Source organism: Paraclostridium bifermentans (genome assembly GCF_964259345.1).
Classification (GTDB): Bacteria; Bacillota; Clostridia; order Peptostreptococcales; family Peptostreptococcaceae; genus Paraclostridium; species Paraclostridium bifermentans_B.
Genome location: NZ_CAXVJR010000005.1, coordinates 111,252 through 131,086, shown reverse-complemented (window position 1 = coordinate 131,086; position 19,835 = coordinate 111,252). Strand labels below are relative to the sequence as shown.

The window sequence follows — 19,835 nt, the reverse complement described above, 5'->3', positions numbered from 1 at the left end:
ATTTAAACAACCGAGGAATTTCTCCTCGGTTATTTAAGTCTTTAGGAAAAATTTATTTTTCGTGTTTACATTATACTATAAAAAATATATAATATACTATATAAAGAAAAAACGAATAAATAGTATATCACAATAAGAGGAGTGTGATTATTATTCAACTTAATAATAGACAACTAAAGATTATTGATATAGTCAAAGAAAGTGAACCTATAACAAGTGAAAGTATAGCAGCTAAACTTAATGTAACTAGAGCTACTTTAAGATCTGATTTAGCTATACTGACTATGACAGGAGTATTAGATGCTAGACCTAAAGTTGGGTACTTTTATTCAGGCATAGATAAAGTTAATTTATTAGGAGACAAAATAAAGAATAAAACTGTAGCGGACATAATGAGTATGCCTATAATGGTAAGACAAGACACTAACGTATACGATACTATAGTTAATATATTCTTATCAGATGTAGGTAGTATATTTATAATAGATAACAAAGAAGAGCTATGTGGAATAGTATCAAGAAAAGACTTATTAAAAGCAACTATAGGTGGAGGAGATATAAATAAAATACCAGTAGGTATGATAATGACAAGAACACCTAACGTTGTAACAGTAACACCTAATGATACTGTTGTACTAGCGGCCAAAAGAATAATAGAACATGAAGTAGACTCTATACCTGTTGTAGAAGAAGTAAAAAGGGATAACGAAATAATAAATAAAGTTGTGGGTAGAATTTCTAAAACTAATATAACAAAGTTATTTTTAGAAATAGCAGATAATTAAGGAGGAATACATGGAGAATTTAGTCATATATGTAATATCAGACTCAGTAGGGGAGACAGCTCAACAAGTTACTAAAGCTGCAATATCACAATTTAAATTAAAAGATGACTATGAAATAAGAAGATTTCCATATGTTATAGAAGTTGACTTCCTAAAAGAAATATTAGAAAGTGCTAAAGAAGAAAATGCAATAGTTATATATACTTTAGTAGAAAAAGAACTTTTAGAATTTACAGAACAATTCTGTACAGAAGAAAATTTAAGCTGTGTAGATTTAATGACTCCAATATTAAGACAAATATCTAGTAAAATAGGTATTAAGCCAAAAAGAGAGCCTGGAATTATAAGAAAATTAGATGAAAGCTATTTTAAAAGAGTTGAAGCTATAGAATTTGCTGTTAAGTATGATGACGGAAAAGACCAAAGAGGAATATTACAAGCTGATGTAGTTTTATTAGGAATATCAAGAACTTCTAAAACACCGCTTAGTATGTACCTTGCAAATAAAAATATAAAAGTAGCAAATGTACCTTTAGTACCAGAAATACCTATACCTAAAGAAGTATTTGAAATAAATCAAAAGAAAATCATAGGTCTTACTAATACACCAGAGAAATTAAACCAAATAAGACAAGAAAGATTAAAGTCTTTAGGATTATCAAGCAATGCAAACTATGCTAAGTTTGATAGAATACTTCAAGAATTAGATTATTCAGATAAGATAATGAAAAAAGTAGGATGTCCAGTTATAGATGTTTCTAACAAAGCAATAGAAGAAACAGCAGGAATAATAATGGATATAATGAAAGAAAATGGTCTAAAGGTAGTTAAAGAAAGTGATAAATAAGATTTTAGTGCACATCGAAAATAACTAAAATTATTTTCGGTGTGTAGTATAAATCTTATTTATACACGATACAACTCGTATAATATAAGATTTTAAAGTGATAAATCAATAATGAGGACAACGTTTTACTAAAATAAAACAATGATTAATATATTATGAACTAACAATAATAAGTAGGCATGAATACAATGTACAAAATACCTTGTAATTATGCACTAAAAATCATATTTAGGAGGAGTTTTTCATGAGTAAGTTTGTTTATAGTTTTGGTGAGGGTTCAAAGGAAATGAGAAGTCTTTTAGGTGGTAAGGGTGCTAACTTAGCCGAGATGACTAAGATAGGCTTACCAGTGCCTCCAGGATTCACAATAACGACAGAGGCATGTAATGACTATTATCAAAACAATGAAGATATAAGAGAAGAAGTAGTAAATCAAATAGAAGAAAAACTAGCTGAATTAGAAAAAGCTTTAGGTAAAAAATTAGGATGCAACGAAAATCCATTATTATTATCAGTTCGTTCTGGAGCAGTTTTCTCAATGCCAGGTATGATGGATACTATATTAAACCTAGGTTTAAATGATACATCAGTTCAGGCAATTGCTAAAAATACTCAAAATGAAAGATTTGCATACGACAGTTACAGAAGATTTATACAAATGTTTTCTGATGTTGCTATGGAAGTGCCAAAGTACAAGTTTGAAAATGTACTAGATAAAATAAAAGAAGAAAAAGGATATAAATTCGATACAGATCTTACAAGTGAAGATTTAAAAACTGTAGTTGAGGAATATAAAAAGATATACAAAAAAGAATTAAAGCAAAAATTCCCAGAAGATCCTAAAGAGCAATTAATGTTAGCTATAAAAGCAGTATTTAAATCTTGGAATAACCCAAGAGCTAATATATACCGTAAATTAAATGATATACCACACAACTTAGGAACAGCAGTTAATATACAATCAATGGTATTTGGTAACATGGGAGAAACTAGTGGTACAGGAGTTGCCTTTACTAGAAACCCATCTACTGGAGAAAATAAATTATTTGGAGAATACTTAATAAATGCACAAGGAGAAGACGTTGTTGCAGGTATAAGAACTCCTCAAGATATAGAAACTTTAAAAGTAGCTATGCCAGTTATATATGATGAATTTGTAAAGATAACTCATATACTTGAAAATCACTATAAAGATATGCAAGATATAGAGTTTACAATAGAAAATGAAAAATTATATATACTTCAAACTAGAAATGGAAAAAGAACAGCTAAAGCTGCTATAAACATTGCAGTTGATTTAGTTGAAGAAGGTATAATAGATGAAAAAGAAGCAATAATGAGAGTTGAGCCTAATCAATTAGACCAATTACTTCATCCAAACTTTAAAGAAGAGTCTTTAAAAGAAGCTAGATGTATAGCTAAAGGATTACCAGCTTCACCAGGAGCTAGTTGTGGTAGAGTATACTTCAATGCAGAAGATGTAGTTAAAGCTGCTAAAGATAACCAAGAAGCTATACTTGTTAGATTAGAAACATCACCTGAAGATATAGAAGGTATGGTTGTAGCACAAGGTATACTTACAGCTAGAGGTGGTATGACATCTCATGCAGCAGTTGTTGCTAGAGGAATGGGTAAATGTTGTGTTGCAGGATGCTCAGATATAAAAGTTGATGAACGTTACAAGGAAATAACTGCAGATGGATTAGTTATAAAAGAAGGAGATTATATATCTTTAGATGGTTCAACAGGATGTGTTTACTTAGGAAAAGTAGATAAAACTGAAGTTGAACTTACAGGAAACTTTGAAACTCTTATGAACTGGGTAGATAAGTACAAGACTTTACAAGTTAGAACTAATGCAGATACTCCAAGAGATGCAGCTGTTGCTATAAAATTTGGAGCTGAAGGTATAGGACTTTGTAGAACTGAGCACATGTTCTTTGATGAAGATAGAATACCAGCAGTTAGAGAAATGATACTATCTAAAACATTAGATCAAAGATTAGTAGCTCTTGAAAAATTATTACCAATGCAAAGAGAAGACTTTAGAGAAATATTCAAGGTTATGGATGGAAGACATACTAATATAAGATTATTAGATCCACCACTACATGAATTCTTACCTCATGAAGATGAAGCTATAAAAGCTTTAGCTGATAATATGGGACTTGATGAAAAAGAAATAAGAAAGAGAATAGTAGATTTACAAGAAGTAAACCCAATGCTAGGACATAGAGGTTGTAGACTTGCTGTAACTTACCCAGAAATAGCTATGATGCAAGCTAAGGCTATAATTCAAGGAGCTATAGAAGCTAAAGAAAGTGGAGTTGAAGTAAATCCTGAAATAATGATACCTTTAGTAGGGGAAGTTAAGGAATTAAAGACTATAAAAGAAAATGTTATAGCTGTTGTAGAAGAAGAATTAGAAAAATCAAATACAAAAGTAGACTACACTGTAGGTACTATGATAGAAGTTCCGAGAGCTTGTTTAACTGCTGATGAAATAGCAGAAGAAGCAGACTTCTTCAGCTTCGGTACTAACGACTTAACTCAAATGACTTTTGGATATTCAAGAGATGATGCAGGTAAGTTCTTAGGAGAGTATGTAAACAGTGAAATATTAGAAAAAGATCCATTCCAAGTATTAGATCAAAATGGAGTTGGTAAATTAGTTCAAATGGCAGCTAAGCTAGGAAGAGGAGTTAAACCAGAACTTAAGCTAGGAATATGTGGAGAGCATGGTGGAGAGCCAGCATCTATAGAATTCTGCTATAAAACAGGATTAAACTATGTATCTTGTTCACCATACAGAGTGCCAATTGCTAGACTTGCAGCAGCACAAGCATCAATAAAAAACAATAAATAGTATGTATTAAAAAAAGCTATCTTGAAGTAGGTATTATAAGCTACTTTAAGATAGCTTTAAAATTTTGTATGAATATATATCACAAAGCAAGGTTTTTCCATATTATATAGTACTGAAGTTTATATATTATATGGGGGGATATTTATGATTAAGTGTCCAAGATGTGGAAAAGAAGTATCTAATAGACCAGGGACTATTTGCCCAAGATGTGGGCTTGATGTTGGGAGAGTAACAGAAAAAGTAAGATGCCCAGAACCAAGCTGTAGAGCATTAGTATCTAAAAAGTTAGAGTATTGCCCTAAGTGTGGATGCAAGTTAAAGGGGTATAACTTAGGTGAAATGCTTAAAATAGCCAAGATGAGATTTAATAATACATTTTACGATGAAGAATAAAAAGAGCATTAAATGCTCTTTTTATTTTGGGAAAATACATATGATTAGAACGAAGTATGTAAAAAAATGAAGAATAAAGTAACTAATTTTTATATTTAACCATATATTGTATATAAGATGTAAACATCTTAAAGGAGAATTGTATATGAATATAGGTGATATAGTAGCTAGAAAATCATACAATTTTGATACTTGGTTTGTTATAAATCATATAGAAAACAATAAAGCAATACTAAGTGGAATTTACTATAGGTTAATAGCAGATGCAAATTTAAATGATTTAGAAATTGTAAACACAAGAAACCTTGAATTTAATGATTTAATAGACATAAATGCAAGAGGAGACAAAGTTAACTTTTTTAAAAGTTGGTACGAAAAACAATATAGTCTAGATAGTTACAGCAAAGAAAATAATATAAAACAAAATATTGAACAAGAAGGCAATAAAAATACTAATAAAATTATAGGGAAAATTTTGCATATAGATGGAGATAAATCATACTTAAAAGAAAGCTTAAAACAATATCAAAAATTAGGAGTTCCAGTTGAAGGATTAACTATAAAAGAATATGAGCAGCCTGAAAAATTAAAAGAACTATTAAAGCTGTATAGACCAGATATATTAGTTATTACAGGTCATGATAGCTTAAGAAAAAGTGGCGATTATTCAATGGATATAGAGGATTATACTAATTCTAAATACTATGTTGAGTGTGTGAAAATAGCTAGAGAATACAATCCTAGTTATGACGATTTAGTAATTTTTGCAGGAGGATGTAAATCTCACTATGAAGCTATTATGAATGCAGGAGCAAATTTTGCTAGTTCACCAAATAGAATTTTATTACATGTAACTGATCCTGTTATTGTTGCCTCTAACATAGCGAAAGCATCTATAAGAGAAGTTTTATATATTGATGAAATTATAAATGGGACTTTTTCAGGGATAGGAGGTATTGGAGGAGTAGAAACAAGAGGAAAATGTAGGGAAGTAAAGCCTGTATTTTAAAATGTCATATATATACAAAATTAGTAACAAAATTAATAATGGAGAATAAAATATAAGTAGAAACCATAGGACACATAAGGTTTCTAGGTAGATGCAACTTAATAGGAGGTATTTTAATAATGACGGAAAATACAATGACAACAAGATTCAAAGGTAGTGGTGGGGACCTTATAAAGAAAAAAATAATATTTGCTCCGCCAGAAAAAGATGCAATTGTTAAAATTACAGATAGAAAGTATGAAATAATAGTTGAAAATTCTGAAGTTGTTCAAAATGGAGACTATGTTTTAGTAAAAGGTTATCTTAATAAGAGTATAACTTACAATACAACTAATAAAGATCAATTGCTAAAATTAATGGGAAAAGAATCTAATAAAGAAGAAAAGAAAGAAGAAAATGACGAATCTAATAAAGAAGAAAAGAAAGAAGAGAGTAAAAAGCCTAAAAAAGGTGTTCAATGTGAATCTTTAGTACCACCGCTTGATTTAATAGCAGTTGATGGTGTTGTAAGACACACAACTATATGGATACCTTTTGAAGTACTAGTTTATGTTGAAGGAGCTAGAGAAGAAGATAAGGTCAATGTTGAAAGTAAAACTATAAAATCTTTATATAAAGATGATGAAGTTGTAGAAGATGAATTAATAGTAGGTATACTGGTACATGATGTAATTAATATAGATGTTACTGTAACTAAAAATAACTAATTAAGCTTGAAATAAGGTGTGTAATAATTATTTATAGGCATAAGTTACACACCTATTTAGTTTAAAATATGAAATCAGGAGGAATCCTAGTGTTTTATGTAATTCTAATATCAGTGATAACCTATATAGGTATGATTTTTTTTACTAAGCACAGGACATCAATATCTTTTATTGGATCAGGATTACTTTTAATGCTAGGGAGTATTACTGGTATATTTGATTCAGCTGAAGCTTTTTTAGAATTCCCAGGTGAAATAGTTATTTTAATAATAGTACTATCACTATTTACTGAAATTTTTAAAAAGTTAGGTATTATTGACTATATAGGGTATAGATTTATAACTTTATCTAAAGGTAATAAATCTATGATAGTTTTAACTATTCCAATTTTAATGTATGTAACATCGCTATTTATGAATAATTTAACTGTTGTATTACTATTTACTTATATGACTTTGTATTTGGCAATTGAATATAGGTTGCCGATAGTACCTATTTTAGTAAGTGTAGTAATAGGATCTAATATAGGAGGAGCACCTCTTCCTTGGGCGGATACACCAGCAGTAGTATTAACATTATATAGTGATTTTACGTTGATAGATTTTTTAAATAAATTATTTTTACCTTGTTTAATTTATGTAATATTATTATCTGCATATACCTATATTTGGTATAGATATTTTACGCCTAGAAAAAGATTCTTGCCTTTTAGAGAAAAACCAAATGTTGATTGGAAAGAAGTAAAAATACCATTAATTATATTTGTAATATATATAATTAGTGTGAGCATAGGTCCATTTATAAATATATCAATAGCATATATATCATTATTATTTGGAGGTATAGCATTGCTTATAGATAAGAATAATCCTATGGATACTCTAAATAATTTACCTATAATGGATTCTATAGCTTTTATAATTGCACTATTTTTAATAGGTGGAGTATTAGAATATAGTGGAGTATTAGCTAATATAGCAGACAGTGTTATGAGCTTAACTAATAAGGACAGTATATTGATTGTATTAGCTATACTGCTTTTAGCATTTATAATAGCGACATTTCTTTCTGCAGGACCAGCAGCAGCAACACTGCTTCCAATATGTGCAAACCTAAGTTATGCAGTTCCATTTAATTTGATATATGCTGCATTGGCATTAGGAATATTAGCAGGAAGTAGCATGTTACCATGGTCGGCAACGGGAGGGCCAATACTATTAAGTCAAACCAATAAGTTTTTAAAAGAAGTATCACTAGATGATGAAGATAGAAAAAGCATAGAAAAAATTTATGATTTAAAATCGTATTTGTTATTCTCTATACCTTTTTCCTTAATAATTCTAAGTTTAAGTGGAATATACCTAGTTATATTTACAAAAATAATGTAAAAGAGGGGGTTAATTATGAGTAAAAACTTTCAGGTTATAGTAAGAAGAAAAGATAATCAAAATGATTTTAAAGAGGAGAAATTAGAAATGTCGGCTGTAAATAATGAAATAGCAGTAGATAGAGAGGTTAGAGATAGGCTTATAAATAAAAGACATATTGGACCTAAAGAAAGAAAAGAATTAGAAAGACTTGGAATGGAAATGGAAGAACCTAGAAAAGAAGAGGAAGTAGAAGAAAAGAAAGAAGAATCTAAAAAAGAAGAGAAAGCAGAAGAAAAGAAAGAAGAACCTAAAAAAGAAGAGAAAGCAGAAGAAAAGAAAGAAGAACCTAAAAAAGAAGAGGAAGCAGAAGAAAAGAAAGAAGAACCTAGAAAAGAAGAGGAAGTAGAAGAAAAGAAAGAAGAGTCTAAAAAAGAAGAAAAGAAAAAAGATAAAAAGAAAGAAGTCAAAAAAGAAAACACATCTAAAGTTAACCCATTTATAGAATATAGCCCAGAGAAACAAAGAGATAAAAGAAGAGTAGACGCTTTAAACAATATAAATGATGAAAATATAGTATATGGAAGAGGTCAAGTATATAGAAGTAAAAAAGTAAATATAGATAAGCCAGAAAAAGATGTAGTTATAAAAGTAGATAAAATAGATAGAGACATATATATAGAAAATATAGAGATATTAGATGACAGAGCTAGTGTGTTAGCTATGGTTACAGAAAATATAACTTACTATACAGCAAAACGAATACCTCCTAAACCAGAAAAGAAAGAAAATGATGAAAAATGTAAGCCAAATAAACATCCAAGATGTGAAGATTTTAAAAGAGAAGTTATATGTTTAGACGGCGTTGTTAGAAGTACTACAGTGATAACACCTTGTTTAATACATTTAGATGTAATTGGTGCAAGAGAAGATAGCACGTATGAAGTAGAATCTGCGACTGTAGAGTGTATAAATACTAAATATGTATTAGAAGATGGAACGATAGTTGATAGGGAAGATTTACCGATGGGAAGCTATATAGAAAGCTTAATGGAAGGCTATGTAATAACTATAAGTATAATAGTTAAATAAATAGACAAGAGCTACTTAGCAAAAGTAGCTCTTGTTTATTTGTAGGAATTTTGTGATAAAATATAAAGATAAAGCGGAGGTGAATTTGTGCAACTGAATCAATTAAGATACTTAATAGAAGTAGCAGAAACAGGATCAATAAATAAAGCTTCTCAAAACTTATTTATATCACAGCCAAACTTAAGTAATTCAATAATGAGTTTAGAAGAAGAGTTTAATATAAAAATATTTGAAAGAACAAATAGAGGTGTAAAGTTAACAAAAGAAGGAAAAGATTTTTTAATTTATGCAAAGTACATAATAAGTCAAGTTGATAATATAAAACATGTATATTCAAATCTGTCTAATGAAAAAACATTTACATTAGAGATTTCGAGTGGAAAACTATTTGACTTAGGAATTGTAGCAAGTGAACTTTATAAAAAAATAGATGCAAAGAAAGTAAAGATAGCGATAAAAGAAACTCATAAAGAAAAAATAATAGAAGATGTAGCTAGCATGAAATCTGAAATAGGAATTTTAGCAGTTTCTAATATTCAAGAACGCGTTTGGAGTAGTATGTTAGAAACTAAAAACCTACAATTTAATCCTATATTAAAGGACAAGGTATATATTTATGTAGGAGAAAGTAGTCCTCTATATAATAAGGAAATGATAACATCAGAAGACTTAAATGATCATATATGTGTACATTTAGTAGAAGAACCTATAAATGCACTTACATATAGTATAGAACTAGACTCAATAGGGCTAGCGAATAAAGACCGTGCTATATATTTAAATGATAAGGAGACAATAGTTCAGTTTATTTTACAAACAAATGCATATGCTATGGGTTCTGGATTTAATAAAATTGAAAGAATAAGAGGTATAAAAGCTATACCATTTGAGAGTGAAAATGTTTACTTTACAATAGGTTGGATAAAAAGAAAGAGGGAAGAGCTATCAGAAGAAGCAAAATTGTTTTTAGATGTATTTTTAGAAAATATGAATAATAGATAGTTTGTTATAAGCTACAGTTATAACCAGTAATAAGATATATATATTAACGATTTATAGCCAGAATTGATAAAATATTAGTATGAAGTTATCAAATAAGGAGTGTGATAAAATGAGTACTAATATAGATAAAGCCAAGATAATGGAAGATGATAATATAGGAAAAGTAATATGGAAATTTGCTATACCAGGAATTATTGCTAGTTTAATAAGTGCCATATACAATATAGTAGATACAGCTTTCATAGGAATGTTAAATGATACTCTAGCAATGGCAGCAGTATCAGTAGTATTCCCATTATTTATATTAATAAATGCAGTAGGACAATTAATAGGAGTTGGAGCATCATCATATATAGCTAGACTTCTAGGGGCAAAGGATAAAGATAGTGCAGATGAAGTAGCATCAACTGCTATAATCGCATCGATAGGTATAGGAGTTATATTTACTATTTTAACTTTAGTATTTTTAGAGCCAATGCTAAGAATGCTAGGAGCTACAGAAAATGTAATGCCATATGCTATTGAGTATGCAAAACCAATAGCAATAGGAGCTAGTTTACCTATAATGATGCCAACACTTGCTAATATAATAAGATCAGAAGGAAACACTAAACTTAGTGCTACAGCAGTAGCTTTAGGGGCTATAATAAATATAGTTTTAGACCCTATATTAATGTTTAATCTTGATATGGGTGTTGTAGGAGCATCTGTTGCTACAGTGTTTAGTCAATTGATATCTGTTGTTTTATTATTATCTTATTATTTAACTAAAAAGAGTTATTTAAAGTTAGAAATTAAGAAGTTTAGATTTTCAAAGAAGATATACAATGAAATAGTTTCAGTAGGTACTGCAACTTTCTTAACACAAGCTTTAATAAGTATATCTATGGGATTATTAAATGTTGCTTCAAAACCTTATGGAGATGAATTAATAGCATCATTTGGTATATCTCTTAAGTTATCAGCATTAGTTATGTTTGTAGTTATAGGATATAACCAAGGTTTCCAACCAATAGCTAGTTATAACTATGGAGCAGGAAATTATGAAAAATTAAGAGAAGCTATAAAGATATCTATAAAGAGAACAACTATATTTGCAACATTAGCAACTTTATTTTTAATGGTGTTTGCACCATATGCTATAGAGTTATTTAGTAATGACCCAGCTGTTATAGATATAGGAGCTAAGACTTTAAGATATACTTTATTATTATATCCATTCTTAGGATTCACTCAGTTATATGCAGTGTTATATCAATCATTAGGTATGCCTAAGGAAGCTTTAATAATAGGGACTGCTAGACAAGGAATATTCTTCTTGCCAGCTATAATAATACTTCCTAAGTTAATAGGAATGGATGGAGTGTTATTAACTCAAGCTGTAGCAGATTTATTTACTATAGTTTTAACTGCATTTTATGCAAATAAGACTAATAAAGAGTTACAAGCAATGGCACAAGGTAGTGTTTATGAAAATAATAATACCGTAAAGGCTTAATAAAAAGACTGACTAACGTTTGGACGCGAAAGGGTCATATATAAGTTTTGCTCCATACACGCGATGAAGCTGCGTGTAAATGTCGCTACAACTTATATATGACCCTTTCGCTAATTACGTTTAGTCAGCCTTTTTTTATACTAGTAGATATGCAAAATAGTTGAATGCATATCCTATAAATATTATACCTACTGTTACTATTGTTATGAATGTGAATAAAAGTTTAGGCTTTAGAACTTTACTTAACATTATCATAGATGGAAGCGATAGTGCTGTTACACTCATCATGAATGTAAGTATTGTTCCTATTGGAACTCCTGTCATAAATAATGCTTCAGCTATTGGTATTGTACCAAATATGTCAGCATACATTGGAATACCAACTACGGCAGCTAGTATAACTGCAAATGGATTGTCATTTCCAAGTATAGATAGTATTATTTCTTGAGGTATCCAGTTATGGATAAGTGCTCCTATTCCAACTCCTATTAATACATATTTATAAACATTTTTTACTATAGCTATAGTGTCGTCTTTAGCATAGTTTAATCTTTGTTTTTGATCAAAGTTTTCAGATTCACCATAAAGTTCTTTAACTTCAGAGTCTAAGTCAACAATTTGATCTTCCATGTTCAATTTGCTAATTAAAGTACCACCAAGAATTGCTAATATAAGTCCAAGTATTACATAAGCTATAGATACTTTAAATCCAAAGAAAGAACTAAGTAAAAGTATTGATGCAACATCAACTAGTGGTGATGATATTAAGAATGAAAAAGTAATCCCTAAATGCAGACCTGCATTTGTAAATCCTATAAATATAGGAATACTAGAGCATGATCAGAAAGGTGTTACAGTTCCTAAAAGGGCAGATATTGTGTTCCCCCAAATACCTTTAAAGCTAGTTAACATTTTTTTAGTTTTGTTAGGTGGGAAGTAACTTTGTATATATGATATACCAAATATTAATACTGATAATAGTATAAATATTTTAGTAGTGTCGTATATGAAAAATTGGATACTACCACCAACTTTAGAAGCAACATCTAAGTTAAGTACATTTTCAACGAATAATGTAACTAAATCAGATAGCCACTTCATACCCAAAATTTGTTGGGTAAAAAAATCAAACATAAACATACCTCCTGTGTATCAAAATTATTTGATACTTATATTATATATCAAATAATTTTGATATTGTATAGTTTTTTGAAAAATGTTAATATGAATATATCAATTTTACTTGATTAATACTAATAATATAATTAAAAATGAGGAGATGAATTATGAGAATAGCAGTTATATCAGATATACATAGTAATATATATGCACTAGAAGCAGTTTTGGAAAATATTAAAGAAAAAGATATAGATTTAGTAGTATGTACTGGAGATTTAGTAGGTTATGGAACAAGACCTAATGAGGTTATAGAGACTATAAAGGATAATAAAATACTTACTATAATGGGTAACTATGATGATGCTATAGGTAATTTAAAGATAGTATGCGGATGTGATTATAAAGATCCAAAAGATGCAGAGAAAGCTGGGTTATCAATGCAGTTTACAGGAGAAGTTACAAGTAAAGAAAATAAAGAGTATCTAAGAAATTTACCAGGAGAAGCTACTTTTAAATTTAGTGGTAAAACTATAAGATTTGTTCATGGTAGTACAAGACTTATAAATGAGTATTTAAAAGAAGATTCTAAAGAAGCAAATGAAGTAATGGATGAGTTAAGTGAGGATATTTTAGTTTGTGGACATACTCATATACCTTATTATAAGTATTATGGTAAAAAGTTACTTGTAAATGCAGGTAGTGTAGGAAAGCCTAAGACTAATAATCCTAATGCAAATTACGTTATTATAGATATAAAAAGTCCTAACCCTTTAACTAATGAAGAATCAAATGTTGAAGTTGAGATAGTTGAAGTAGGTTATGATTTTGAGAAAACAGCAAAAGAAATAGAAGCTAATGAAATACTTCCAAATGATTTTGCAAGACTTATAAGACAAGGTAGTGCTAAGTAGAGGAGCAAAGCTAGGGGCGAAGTGGTGATATATAAGTTTTGCTCCATACAAGCGGTGAAGCTGCTTGTAAATGTCGCTGCAACTTATATATCACCACTCCACCCTGTTATCTAGATTTAAGGATAAGAAAGGAGAGACAAAAGTGAAGAATGAAAAAAACAAAGGCCTAGGCATGTTTGAAAAGTATTTAACAGTTTGGGTAACACTTTGTATAATAATAGGAGTTTTAATTGGTGTTTATTTACCAGAAATACCTACTACATTAGATAAATTTAAATATGCAGAGGTATCTATACCAGTAGCAATTTTAATATGGTTGATGATTTATCCAATGATGTTAAAGATAGATTTTACAGCAATAAAAAATGCTACAAAGCAAAAGAAAGGGCTAATGGTTACATGTGGGACAAATTGGTTGATAAAACCATTTACTATGTATCTGATATCATATTTCTTTTTAATAATAGTGTTTAAAAGTTATATACCTCAAGATTTAGCCAAAGAATATTTAGCAGGAGCTGTACTTTTAGGAGCGGCACCATGTACAGCTATGGTATTTGTTTGGAGTTATTTAACAGATGGAGATCCAGCATATACACTAGTTCAAGTAGCTGTTAATGACCTTATATTATTAGTTGGGTTTGTTCCGATAGTTACACTTTTATTAGGAGTAACTGATGTAGCAGTACCGATGGATACGCTTTTATTATCAGTGGTATTATTTGTCATAATACCTTTTGTAGCAGGATATTTTTCAAGAAAATTAATAATAGAGAAAAAAGGCTTAGATTATTTTGAAAATGAGTTTTTGAAAAAGTTTGATGGGATAACAGTTGTGGGGTTATTATTAACTTTAATAATATTATTTGCTTTCCAAGGACAAAAGATAATAGATAATCCAGTACATATATTATTAATAGCTATACCACTTACAGTACAAACTTTCTTTATATTCTTCTTAGCTTATTTATGGGCTAAGGCTTGGAAGTTACCTCACAATATAGCTGCACCTGGGGCTATGATAGGGGCTAGTAATTTCTTTGAATTAGCTGTTGCAGTAGCGATTGCTTTATTTGGATTGAATTCTGGAGCGGCACTTGCTACAGTTGTTGGAGTTTTAGTGGAAGTTCCAGTAATGTTGGCATTAGTATCTATAGCAAATAAAACTAAATCATGGTTTGAGTAAAGTTAAGTTCCTGTTAGCTATTTGAGGGAAGAAGGAGAATAGAAAGAGACTCTTGATATATCAAGAGTCTTTTTATATGCTAATATTAATAAAATAATTGATTTTAAAGGAGCTAAAATGAAGAAGGAATTTAAAAGTTGGTTAAATGGAATACAATTAAAAGATGATATAGAAAATCCAAATATAGAGGTGGGTGAGTTTACTTATTATTCAGGGTATTATCATAAGGAAAAGTTTGAAGATATATGTGTGAGATATCTTTTGGGTGATGGTAGTACTAGAAATTATAAGGATATATTTGGAGAAGATTTTGAGTGTGATAGGTTGTATATAGGAAAGTTTTGTTCTATAGCATCAGGAGCAAGTTTTATGCTAGCTGGAAATCAAGGTCATAATCATAAGTGGATATCTGCTTATCCTTTTGATGCGAGTGTATTTTCTAATGCTAAGGATGGGTTTGAAAGAAAGGGAGATACAATTATAGGTAATGATGTTTGGATTGGAACTGAGGCTATGATTATGCCAGGGGTAAAGATAGGTGATGGTGCTGTTATTGCTAGTAGAGCGGTAGTTACCAAGGATGTTAAGCCATATAGTATAGTGGGTGGAAATCCTGCAAAGGAAATTAAAAAGAGATTTAGCGAAGAAGAGATTAGTATGCTTTTAGAAATTAAATGGTGGGATTGTGAAGTAAGTGATATAAATGAAGGTCTTAAGTATATATGTAGTGAAGATGTTAAGGGATTATATACTTTTTATAAAACTCATATAAAGAAATAAGTAGAGAAGGATAGCTAGGGGCGTAGTGGTGATATATAAGTTTTGCTCCATACACGCGGTGAAGCTGCGAGTAAATGTCGCTGCAACTTATATATCACTACTCCACCCTGTTAGCTATTTTAGGGAAGAAGGAAAATAGAAAGACTCTTGATGTATCAAGAGTCTTTTTATATGTTAGAATTTATAATAAAGATATTTAGTAGGGTATGAATTTTATAAAATTAATATAGAGGATAAGCAGGGAGGTTTATATTATGCGTGAAGAAATTATGATAGATAATACTAAAACTTTTGTTAAGGACAAGTTGTTTGGAGAAGGTAGTGGACATGATTGGTTTCATGTAGAGCGAGTTTATAATATGGCTAAGTATATAGGTGAAATGGAGGGTGCTGATAGTTTTGTAGTTGAAATGACAGCTCTTCTTCATGATATAGATGATTGGAAGTTTTCAGATGGTAATGAAACTGAAACTACTGTTACTGAGGAGTTTTTAATGTCTATTGATGTATCTAGTGAAGATATGGATAAGATTATAAGTATAATAAAGACTATGTCTTATAAAGGTGGAGTTGTTGATTCTAGTCAAGGTACTATAGAGGGGATGGTTGTTCAGGATGCAGATAGGTTAGATGCTATTGGAGCTATTGGGATAGCTAGGACTTTTGCTTATGGGGGAAGTGAAAATAGGGTTATGTATGATCCTGATGTTAGGCCTATGGATTTTAAGAGTTTAGATGAGGTTAAGTGTGATAATAATCATACGGTTAATCATTTTTATGAGAAGCTGCTTAAGTTAAAGGATTTGATGAATACTGATACTGCTAAGGTTATAGCAAAGAGAAGACATAAGTTTATGGAAGATTACCTAAAAGAATTCTACTACGAGTGGGAGTTTAAGGGATAACTAAGTTGGGCGCGAAAGGGGAATATATAAGCTTTGCTCCATATACGCGATGAGGCTGCGTGTAAATGTCGCTACAGCTTATATATTCCCCTTTCGCTTGGCAAGTTTAGTTATAACCGTTTTGTGGGGAAAGTATAAAGAATTTGTTAAGAAAAATTTAAGAATTGTGCAAAGTTTATTGTAAGATTTGTGTGATAATATGTGTTTATAGTTAACTATTTATGGAGGGGTTTATGAGTGAGTATAGTGTTTTAGTGGTTGATGATGAGAGGGAGATTCCTGATGCTGTTGAGAGGTATTTGAGACATGAGGGGATTAGTGTTTTTAAGGCTTATGATGGGAATGAGGCTTTGGATATTGTGGAAAGAGAAGAGGTTCATTTGATTTTGATGGATGTTATGATGCCTAATTTGGATGGTATCGAGGCTACTATGAGAATTAGAGAGGATAAGAATATTCCTATTATTATTCTTAGCGCTAAGTCTGAGTATAGTGATAAGATATTAGGTTTAAATGTTGGTGCTGATGATTATATTACTAAGCCTTTTTATCCGTTAGAGCTTGTGGCAAGGGTAAAGTCACAGTTAAGAAGATATGTGGATTTAGGCAATTTTAAGAATAAAGATAATGATGAGGTTATTTTGATAGGCGGAGTTAAGCTTGATACTGTGAGTAAGGAGTTAGAGGTTGATGGTAATATCAAGAAAGTTACACCTATGGAGTATAAAATTCTTGAGCTACTTATGAAAAATGCGGGTAGAGTTTTTTCGGCAGAAGAGATTTATGAAAAAGTTTGGAATGATTATTGTGTAAATACTGATACTGTTATGGTTCATGTTAGGAGGATTAGAGAAAAGATTGAAATTAATCCTAAGGAACCTAGATATTTAAAGGTGGTGTGGGGAATTGGATATAAATTCGATAAATTTAAAAGATGAGAAGCTGACAAAGCTTTTTAAAAGAGTAAGGTTGATAAAATATAGCGTGTATATATTAGCAGGGTTATTAAGTGTAAGTATATTTTTATTTGGTTATGATAAGTTTTTAGCTATTACAAGTAGTTTATTTATAATAACTATGGTACTTATGGTAGAAAATTTTATAAATGAAATTAGAGATATAGCTCTTTTTCAGGAAATACATTCAATTACTCAAATATCAGAAGATACTTTAGATATATTTGAACATATACATAAGGAATATGCTGGAAGAAGTGAGATATTAGGTAAAGATAGAGAAAATATAATGAAACATTTAGATAAAGTTTCTGAGTATATATACGATAGTAAGATGAAAGAAAAAAGTAATAAGAATATGACTAATGAGCTTATTTTAAGTGTAGCGAAAAGTTTAAAAGATCCTGTAAATGAAATCACAGAAAACATAGAGGAACTAGATATAAATTTAGACTATGAAACTATAAATAATTTAGAAGAAAAGTCTAATTTGCTTAAACATAATATAGAGGAATTATTTGAACTAACAAAGGCGGTTAATAATGATATAGATTTAGAAATAGAGAGTTTAGATATAAAAAATATACTAAAGCAAGCTATTGTGGAATATGAAGATAAGTTTAAAGAACATAACTTAGTAGTAAAAAATAGTATGGTTGATGAAAAATTATATATAAATTGCGATGGACAGAAGATGTGGAGAGCATTTGAAATATTATTAGATAATATAGTTAAATATTCAAAGGAAAATAGTAGGGTACATGTGAAACTATACCAAGTAAATGATGAAGTTATTATAAAGCTTATTAATACATCTAAGGAAGAGTTAAATATAGATACTAAGGATTTCATAGAAAGTTTAAGTAATGGAGATAAAAAACAAATGGGTCTTTTTATAGCTTGTAGTTTGATAGAACTTCAAAAAGGTAAGGTAAATATAGTCATAGATGGGGATATGTTTAAGGTAGAAATTAAGTTTAAAAATATAGAAACGGATAAAGAGTAGGTGGGAATATGTTTGAAGCTTTTTTATATAAATTTAATGATAGATATAAAGTATTTGATGAAGAAGATTTAAAAATTAGATTATCACTTTCAAAACCTTTATTAGTGCAAAAGGTATGGTACTACATATTACTTACTATATTTTTTATTATGAGTTATAGATTTTATTATGGATATTATAACTATTACTATTATAGTTTATTAAAAGTTATGACAGTAATAGAATGGGGAATATATTTAGCTCTAGCGATAAGTACGATTACTGTGTTGATGAGGTCAGTATATTGGTATAGGTTAAATGTAAAAAAAGATGAAGATAGTGAAAACTCCATATATACAAAGATTATCATAAAAAAATGGATAGCATTAATTCTACATATAGCACTTGTATTTGGATATATAGGATCTGTAAGAGATGGAGATATGCTATTAACCAAAGTATTTATAGGGGTATTAATAATAAATATATTAAGATTAATACTAAAAATAGCTGGAAATAAAATGAGTTTATCTATAATAAAAGAAAATCTGATAATGGCTATGGAAAATGTAGATAAAAGAGAAGGCAGATTGGAATATATAAAAAACCACTTAGGAATAGATAAGGATATAGAGGTATTCTTTGGAGCAAGATGTGTGTATATAACTAATAGATTAAAATTAGCTTTATTAAAGGTAGAAGAATCAACACTAAAAGAAAAGCTGAGTATAAGCAATAAATCACAGTTAATAACAAACTTATCACATGATTTGAAAACTCCATTAACATCTATAATAAACTCAACTTATATATTAAAAACAGAAAAATTAAATGATGAAGAAGTATTAGAGCAAATAGATATATTAAAAAATAAAACTAATAGATTAAATTCTCTTATAGATAATATGAATGATGTTATAAACTCAGATGAAGAAGATGTTGTATTAAATACAGAGAATATAAATATAGTTTATTTATTGAAAGATACTATAGAAAACTTTAAAGATAGATTAGGTGAAAGTAATCTACACTTAAGAGTTAATATACAAAATGAAGATATAATAATGAATTTAGATAAAGATAAGACTACTAGAATATTTGAAAATTTATTAGATAATATAATTAAATATTCACTAGAAGACACCAGAGTTTATATAGATTTATGGCAAAAAGAAGATGATATAGAAATTAGTTTTAAGAATATAAGTAAATACGATATAGATACAAATGAAGATATGCTAACTAATAGATTTGTAAAAGGTGATAAGTCGAGAAACAGTGAAGGATATGGACTTGGATTAAGTATAGTAAATAATTTGGTTAAGGTTCAAGGTGGAAAAGTTAAAGTAGAGGTAGAAGGAGATTTGTTTAAAGCTTTAATAACTTTTAAAGCTTTAAACAATAATATTGTATAAAAAAGTAGGAGT

General features: G+C 29.4%; 19 protein-coding genes. 17 read left to right on the top strand and 2 right to left on the bottom strand.

Annotation, left to right across the window (positions count from 1 at the left end; translation table 11 throughout):
- The first annotated feature begins 143 nt into the window (after positions 1-143).
- From ACEXNK_RS11075 to ACEXNK_RS11030, 10 genes are all read left to right on the top strand, one after another.
- Positions 144-785, top strand: a complete 642-nt coding sequence (locus ACEXNK_RS11075; protein WP_373598601.1) for a helix-turn-helix transcriptional regulator — start codon at positions 144-146, stop codon at positions 783-785.
- Between the two features lie 10 nt (positions 786-795).
- Positions 796-1,632: a pyruvate, water dikinase regulatory protein gene (locus tag ACEXNK_RS11070; protein ID WP_373598600.1), complete on the top strand. Its 837-nt coding sequence runs from the start codon at positions 796-798 to the stop codon at positions 1,630-1,632.
- A 244-nt stretch (positions 1,633-1,876) separates the two neighbouring features.
- Positions 1,877-4,498: a pyruvate, phosphate dikinase gene (ppdK, locus tag ACEXNK_RS11065; RefSeq protein ID WP_373598599.1), complete on the top strand. Its 2,622-nt coding sequence runs from the start codon at positions 1,877-1,879 to the stop codon at positions 4,496-4,498.
- Positions 4,499-4,642: 144 nt separating this feature from the next.
- Complete coding sequence (locus ACEXNK_RS11060) at positions 4,643-4,891, top strand: hypothetical protein (protein ID WP_373598598.1); 249 nt, start codon at positions 4,643-4,645, stop codon at positions 4,889-4,891.
- A gap of 145 nt (positions 4,892-5,036) precedes the next feature.
- Positions 5,037-5,900, top strand: coding sequence for a sporulation peptidase YabG (yabG, locus tag ACEXNK_RS11055; RefSeq protein WP_373598597.1), 864 nt, complete (start codon positions 5,037-5,039; stop codon positions 5,898-5,900).
- A 119-nt stretch (positions 5,901-6,019) separates the two neighbouring features.
- Complete coding sequence (locus ACEXNK_RS11050) at positions 6,020-6,607, top strand: hypothetical protein (RefSeq protein ID WP_373598596.1); 588 nt, start codon at positions 6,020-6,022, stop codon at positions 6,605-6,607.
- Positions 6,608-6,696: 89 nt separating this feature from the next.
- Positions 6,697-7,995, top strand: coding sequence for an ArsB/NhaD family transporter (locus ACEXNK_RS11045; protein ID WP_373598595.1), 1,299 nt, complete (start codon positions 6,697-6,699; stop codon positions 7,993-7,995).
- Between the two features lie 15 nt (positions 7,996-8,010).
- Positions 8,011-9,066, top strand: coding sequence for a hypothetical protein (locus ACEXNK_RS11040; RefSeq protein ID WP_373598594.1), 1,056 nt, complete (start codon positions 8,011-8,013; stop codon positions 9,064-9,066).
- 87 nt (positions 9,067-9,153) lie between these two features.
- The gene (locus ACEXNK_RS11035; RefSeq protein WP_373598593.1) at positions 9,154-10,068 is read left to right on the top strand and encodes a LysR family transcriptional regulator; all 915 of its coding nucleotides are present in this window, start codon (positions 9,154-9,156) and stop codon (positions 10,066-10,068) included.
- A gap of 109 nt (positions 10,069-10,177) precedes the next feature.
- The gene (locus ACEXNK_RS11030; RefSeq protein ID WP_373598592.1) at positions 10,178-11,566 is read left to right on the top strand and encodes an MATE family efflux transporter; all 1,389 of its coding nucleotides are present in this window, start codon (positions 10,178-10,180) and stop codon (positions 11,564-11,566) included.
- 135 nt (positions 11,567-11,701) lie between these two features.
- On the opposite strand, the gene ACEXNK_RS11025 is transcribed toward ACEXNK_RS11030, so the two are convergent.
- A complete protein-coding gene (locus ACEXNK_RS11025) occupies positions 11,702-12,394 on the bottom strand; it encodes a permease (RefSeq protein ID WP_373598863.1) in 693 nt (230 codons plus the stop codon).
- Between the two features lie 12 nt (positions 12,395-12,406).
- Positions 12,407-12,700: a hypothetical protein gene (locus tag ACEXNK_RS11020; protein ID WP_373598591.1), complete on the bottom strand. Its 294-nt coding sequence runs from the start codon at positions 12,698-12,700 to the stop codon at positions 12,407-12,409.
- A gap of 152 nt (positions 12,701-12,852) precedes the next feature.
- Between ACEXNK_RS11020 and ACEXNK_RS11015 the strand changes: the two genes are divergently transcribed.
- The 7 genes from ACEXNK_RS11015 to ACEXNK_RS10985 all read left to right on the top strand — a co-directional run bounded on the left by ACEXNK_RS11015 (position 12,853) and on the right by ACEXNK_RS10985 (position 19,823).
- On the top strand, positions 12,853-13,596 hold the full coding sequence (locus ACEXNK_RS11015; RefSeq protein ID WP_373598590.1) for a metallophosphoesterase family protein: 744 nt from the start codon (positions 12,853-12,855) through the stop codon (positions 13,594-13,596).
- Between the two features lie 142 nt (positions 13,597-13,738).
- The gene (gene arsB / locus ACEXNK_RS11010; protein WP_445013608.1) at positions 13,739-14,782 is read left to right on the top strand and encodes an ACR3 family arsenite efflux transporter; all 1,044 of its coding nucleotides are present in this window, start codon (positions 13,739-13,741) and stop codon (positions 14,780-14,782) included.
- A 117-nt stretch (positions 14,783-14,899) separates the two neighbouring features.
- A complete protein-coding gene (locus ACEXNK_RS11005) occupies positions 14,900-15,562 on the top strand; it encodes a CatB-related O-acetyltransferase (protein WP_373598589.1) in 663 nt (220 codons plus the stop codon).
- Between the two features lie 254 nt (positions 15,563-15,816).
- Positions 15,817-16,467, top strand: a complete 651-nt coding sequence (locus ACEXNK_RS11000; RefSeq protein WP_373598588.1) for an HD domain-containing protein — start codon at positions 15,817-15,819, stop codon at positions 16,465-16,467.
- 233 nt (positions 16,468-16,700) lie between these two features.
- A complete protein-coding gene (locus ACEXNK_RS10995; protein WP_373598587.1) occupies positions 16,701-17,405 on the top strand; it encodes a response regulator transcription factor in 705 nt (234 codons plus the stop codon).
- Positions 17,374-18,429, top strand: coding sequence for a sensor histidine kinase (locus ACEXNK_RS10990; protein ID WP_373598586.1), 1,056 nt, complete (start codon positions 17,374-17,376; stop codon positions 18,427-18,429). Before ACEXNK_RS10995 ends, ACEXNK_RS10990 begins: the two co-directional genes overlap by 32 nt.
- 8 nt (positions 18,430-18,437) lie before the next feature.
- Entirely contained in the window at positions 18,438-19,823 is a 1,386-nt protein-coding gene (locus ACEXNK_RS10985; RefSeq protein ID WP_373598585.1) for a sensor histidine kinase, read from the top strand.
- Positions 19,824-19,835 lie beyond the last annotated feature (12 nt).

Coding starts and splice junctions, on each gene's coding strand:
- ACEXNK_RS11070 (WP_373598600.1), top strand. CDS start 796: ATGGAGAATTTAGTCATATATGTAATATCAGACTCAGTAGGGGAGACA.
- ppdK (WP_373598599.1), top strand. CDS start 1,877: ATGAGTAAGTTTGTTTATAGTTTTGGTGAGGGTTCAAAGGAAATGAGA.
- ACEXNK_RS11060 (WP_373598598.1), top strand. CDS start 4,643: ATGATTAAGTGTCCAAGATGTGGAAAAGAAGTATCTAATAGACCAGGG.
- yabG (WP_373598597.1), top strand. CDS start 5,037: ATGAATATAGGTGATATAGTAGCTAGAAAATCATACAATTTTGATACT.
- ACEXNK_RS11050 (WP_373598596.1), top strand. CDS start 6,020: ATGACGGAAAATACAATGACAACAAGATTCAAAGGTAGTGGTGGGGAC.
- ACEXNK_RS11040 (WP_373598594.1), top strand. CDS start 8,011: ATGAGTAAAAACTTTCAGGTTATAGTAAGAAGAAAAGATAATCAAAAT.
- ACEXNK_RS11030 (WP_373598592.1), top strand. CDS start 10,178: ATGAGTACTAATATAGATAAAGCCAAGATAATGGAAGATGATAATATA.
- ACEXNK_RS11020 (WP_373598591.1), bottom strand. CDS start 12,700: ATGTTTGATTTTTTTACCCAACAAATTTTGGGTATGAAGTGGCTATCT.
- ACEXNK_RS11015 (WP_373598590.1), top strand. CDS start 12,853: ATGAGAATAGCAGTTATATCAGATATACATAGTAATATATATGCACTA.
- ACEXNK_RS11005 (WP_373598589.1), top strand. CDS start 14,900: ATGAAGAAGGAATTTAAAAGTTGGTTAAATGGAATACAATTAAAAGAT.
- ACEXNK_RS11000 (WP_373598588.1), top strand. CDS start 15,817: ATGCGTGAAGAAATTATGATAGATAATACTAAAACTTTTGTTAAGGAC.
- ACEXNK_RS10995 (WP_373598587.1), top strand. CDS start 16,701: ATGAGTGAGTATAGTGTTTTAGTGGTTGATGATGAGAGGGAGATTCCT.
- ACEXNK_RS10985 (WP_373598585.1), top strand. CDS start 18,438: ATGTTTGAAGCTTTTTTATATAAATTTAATGATAGATATAAAGTATTT.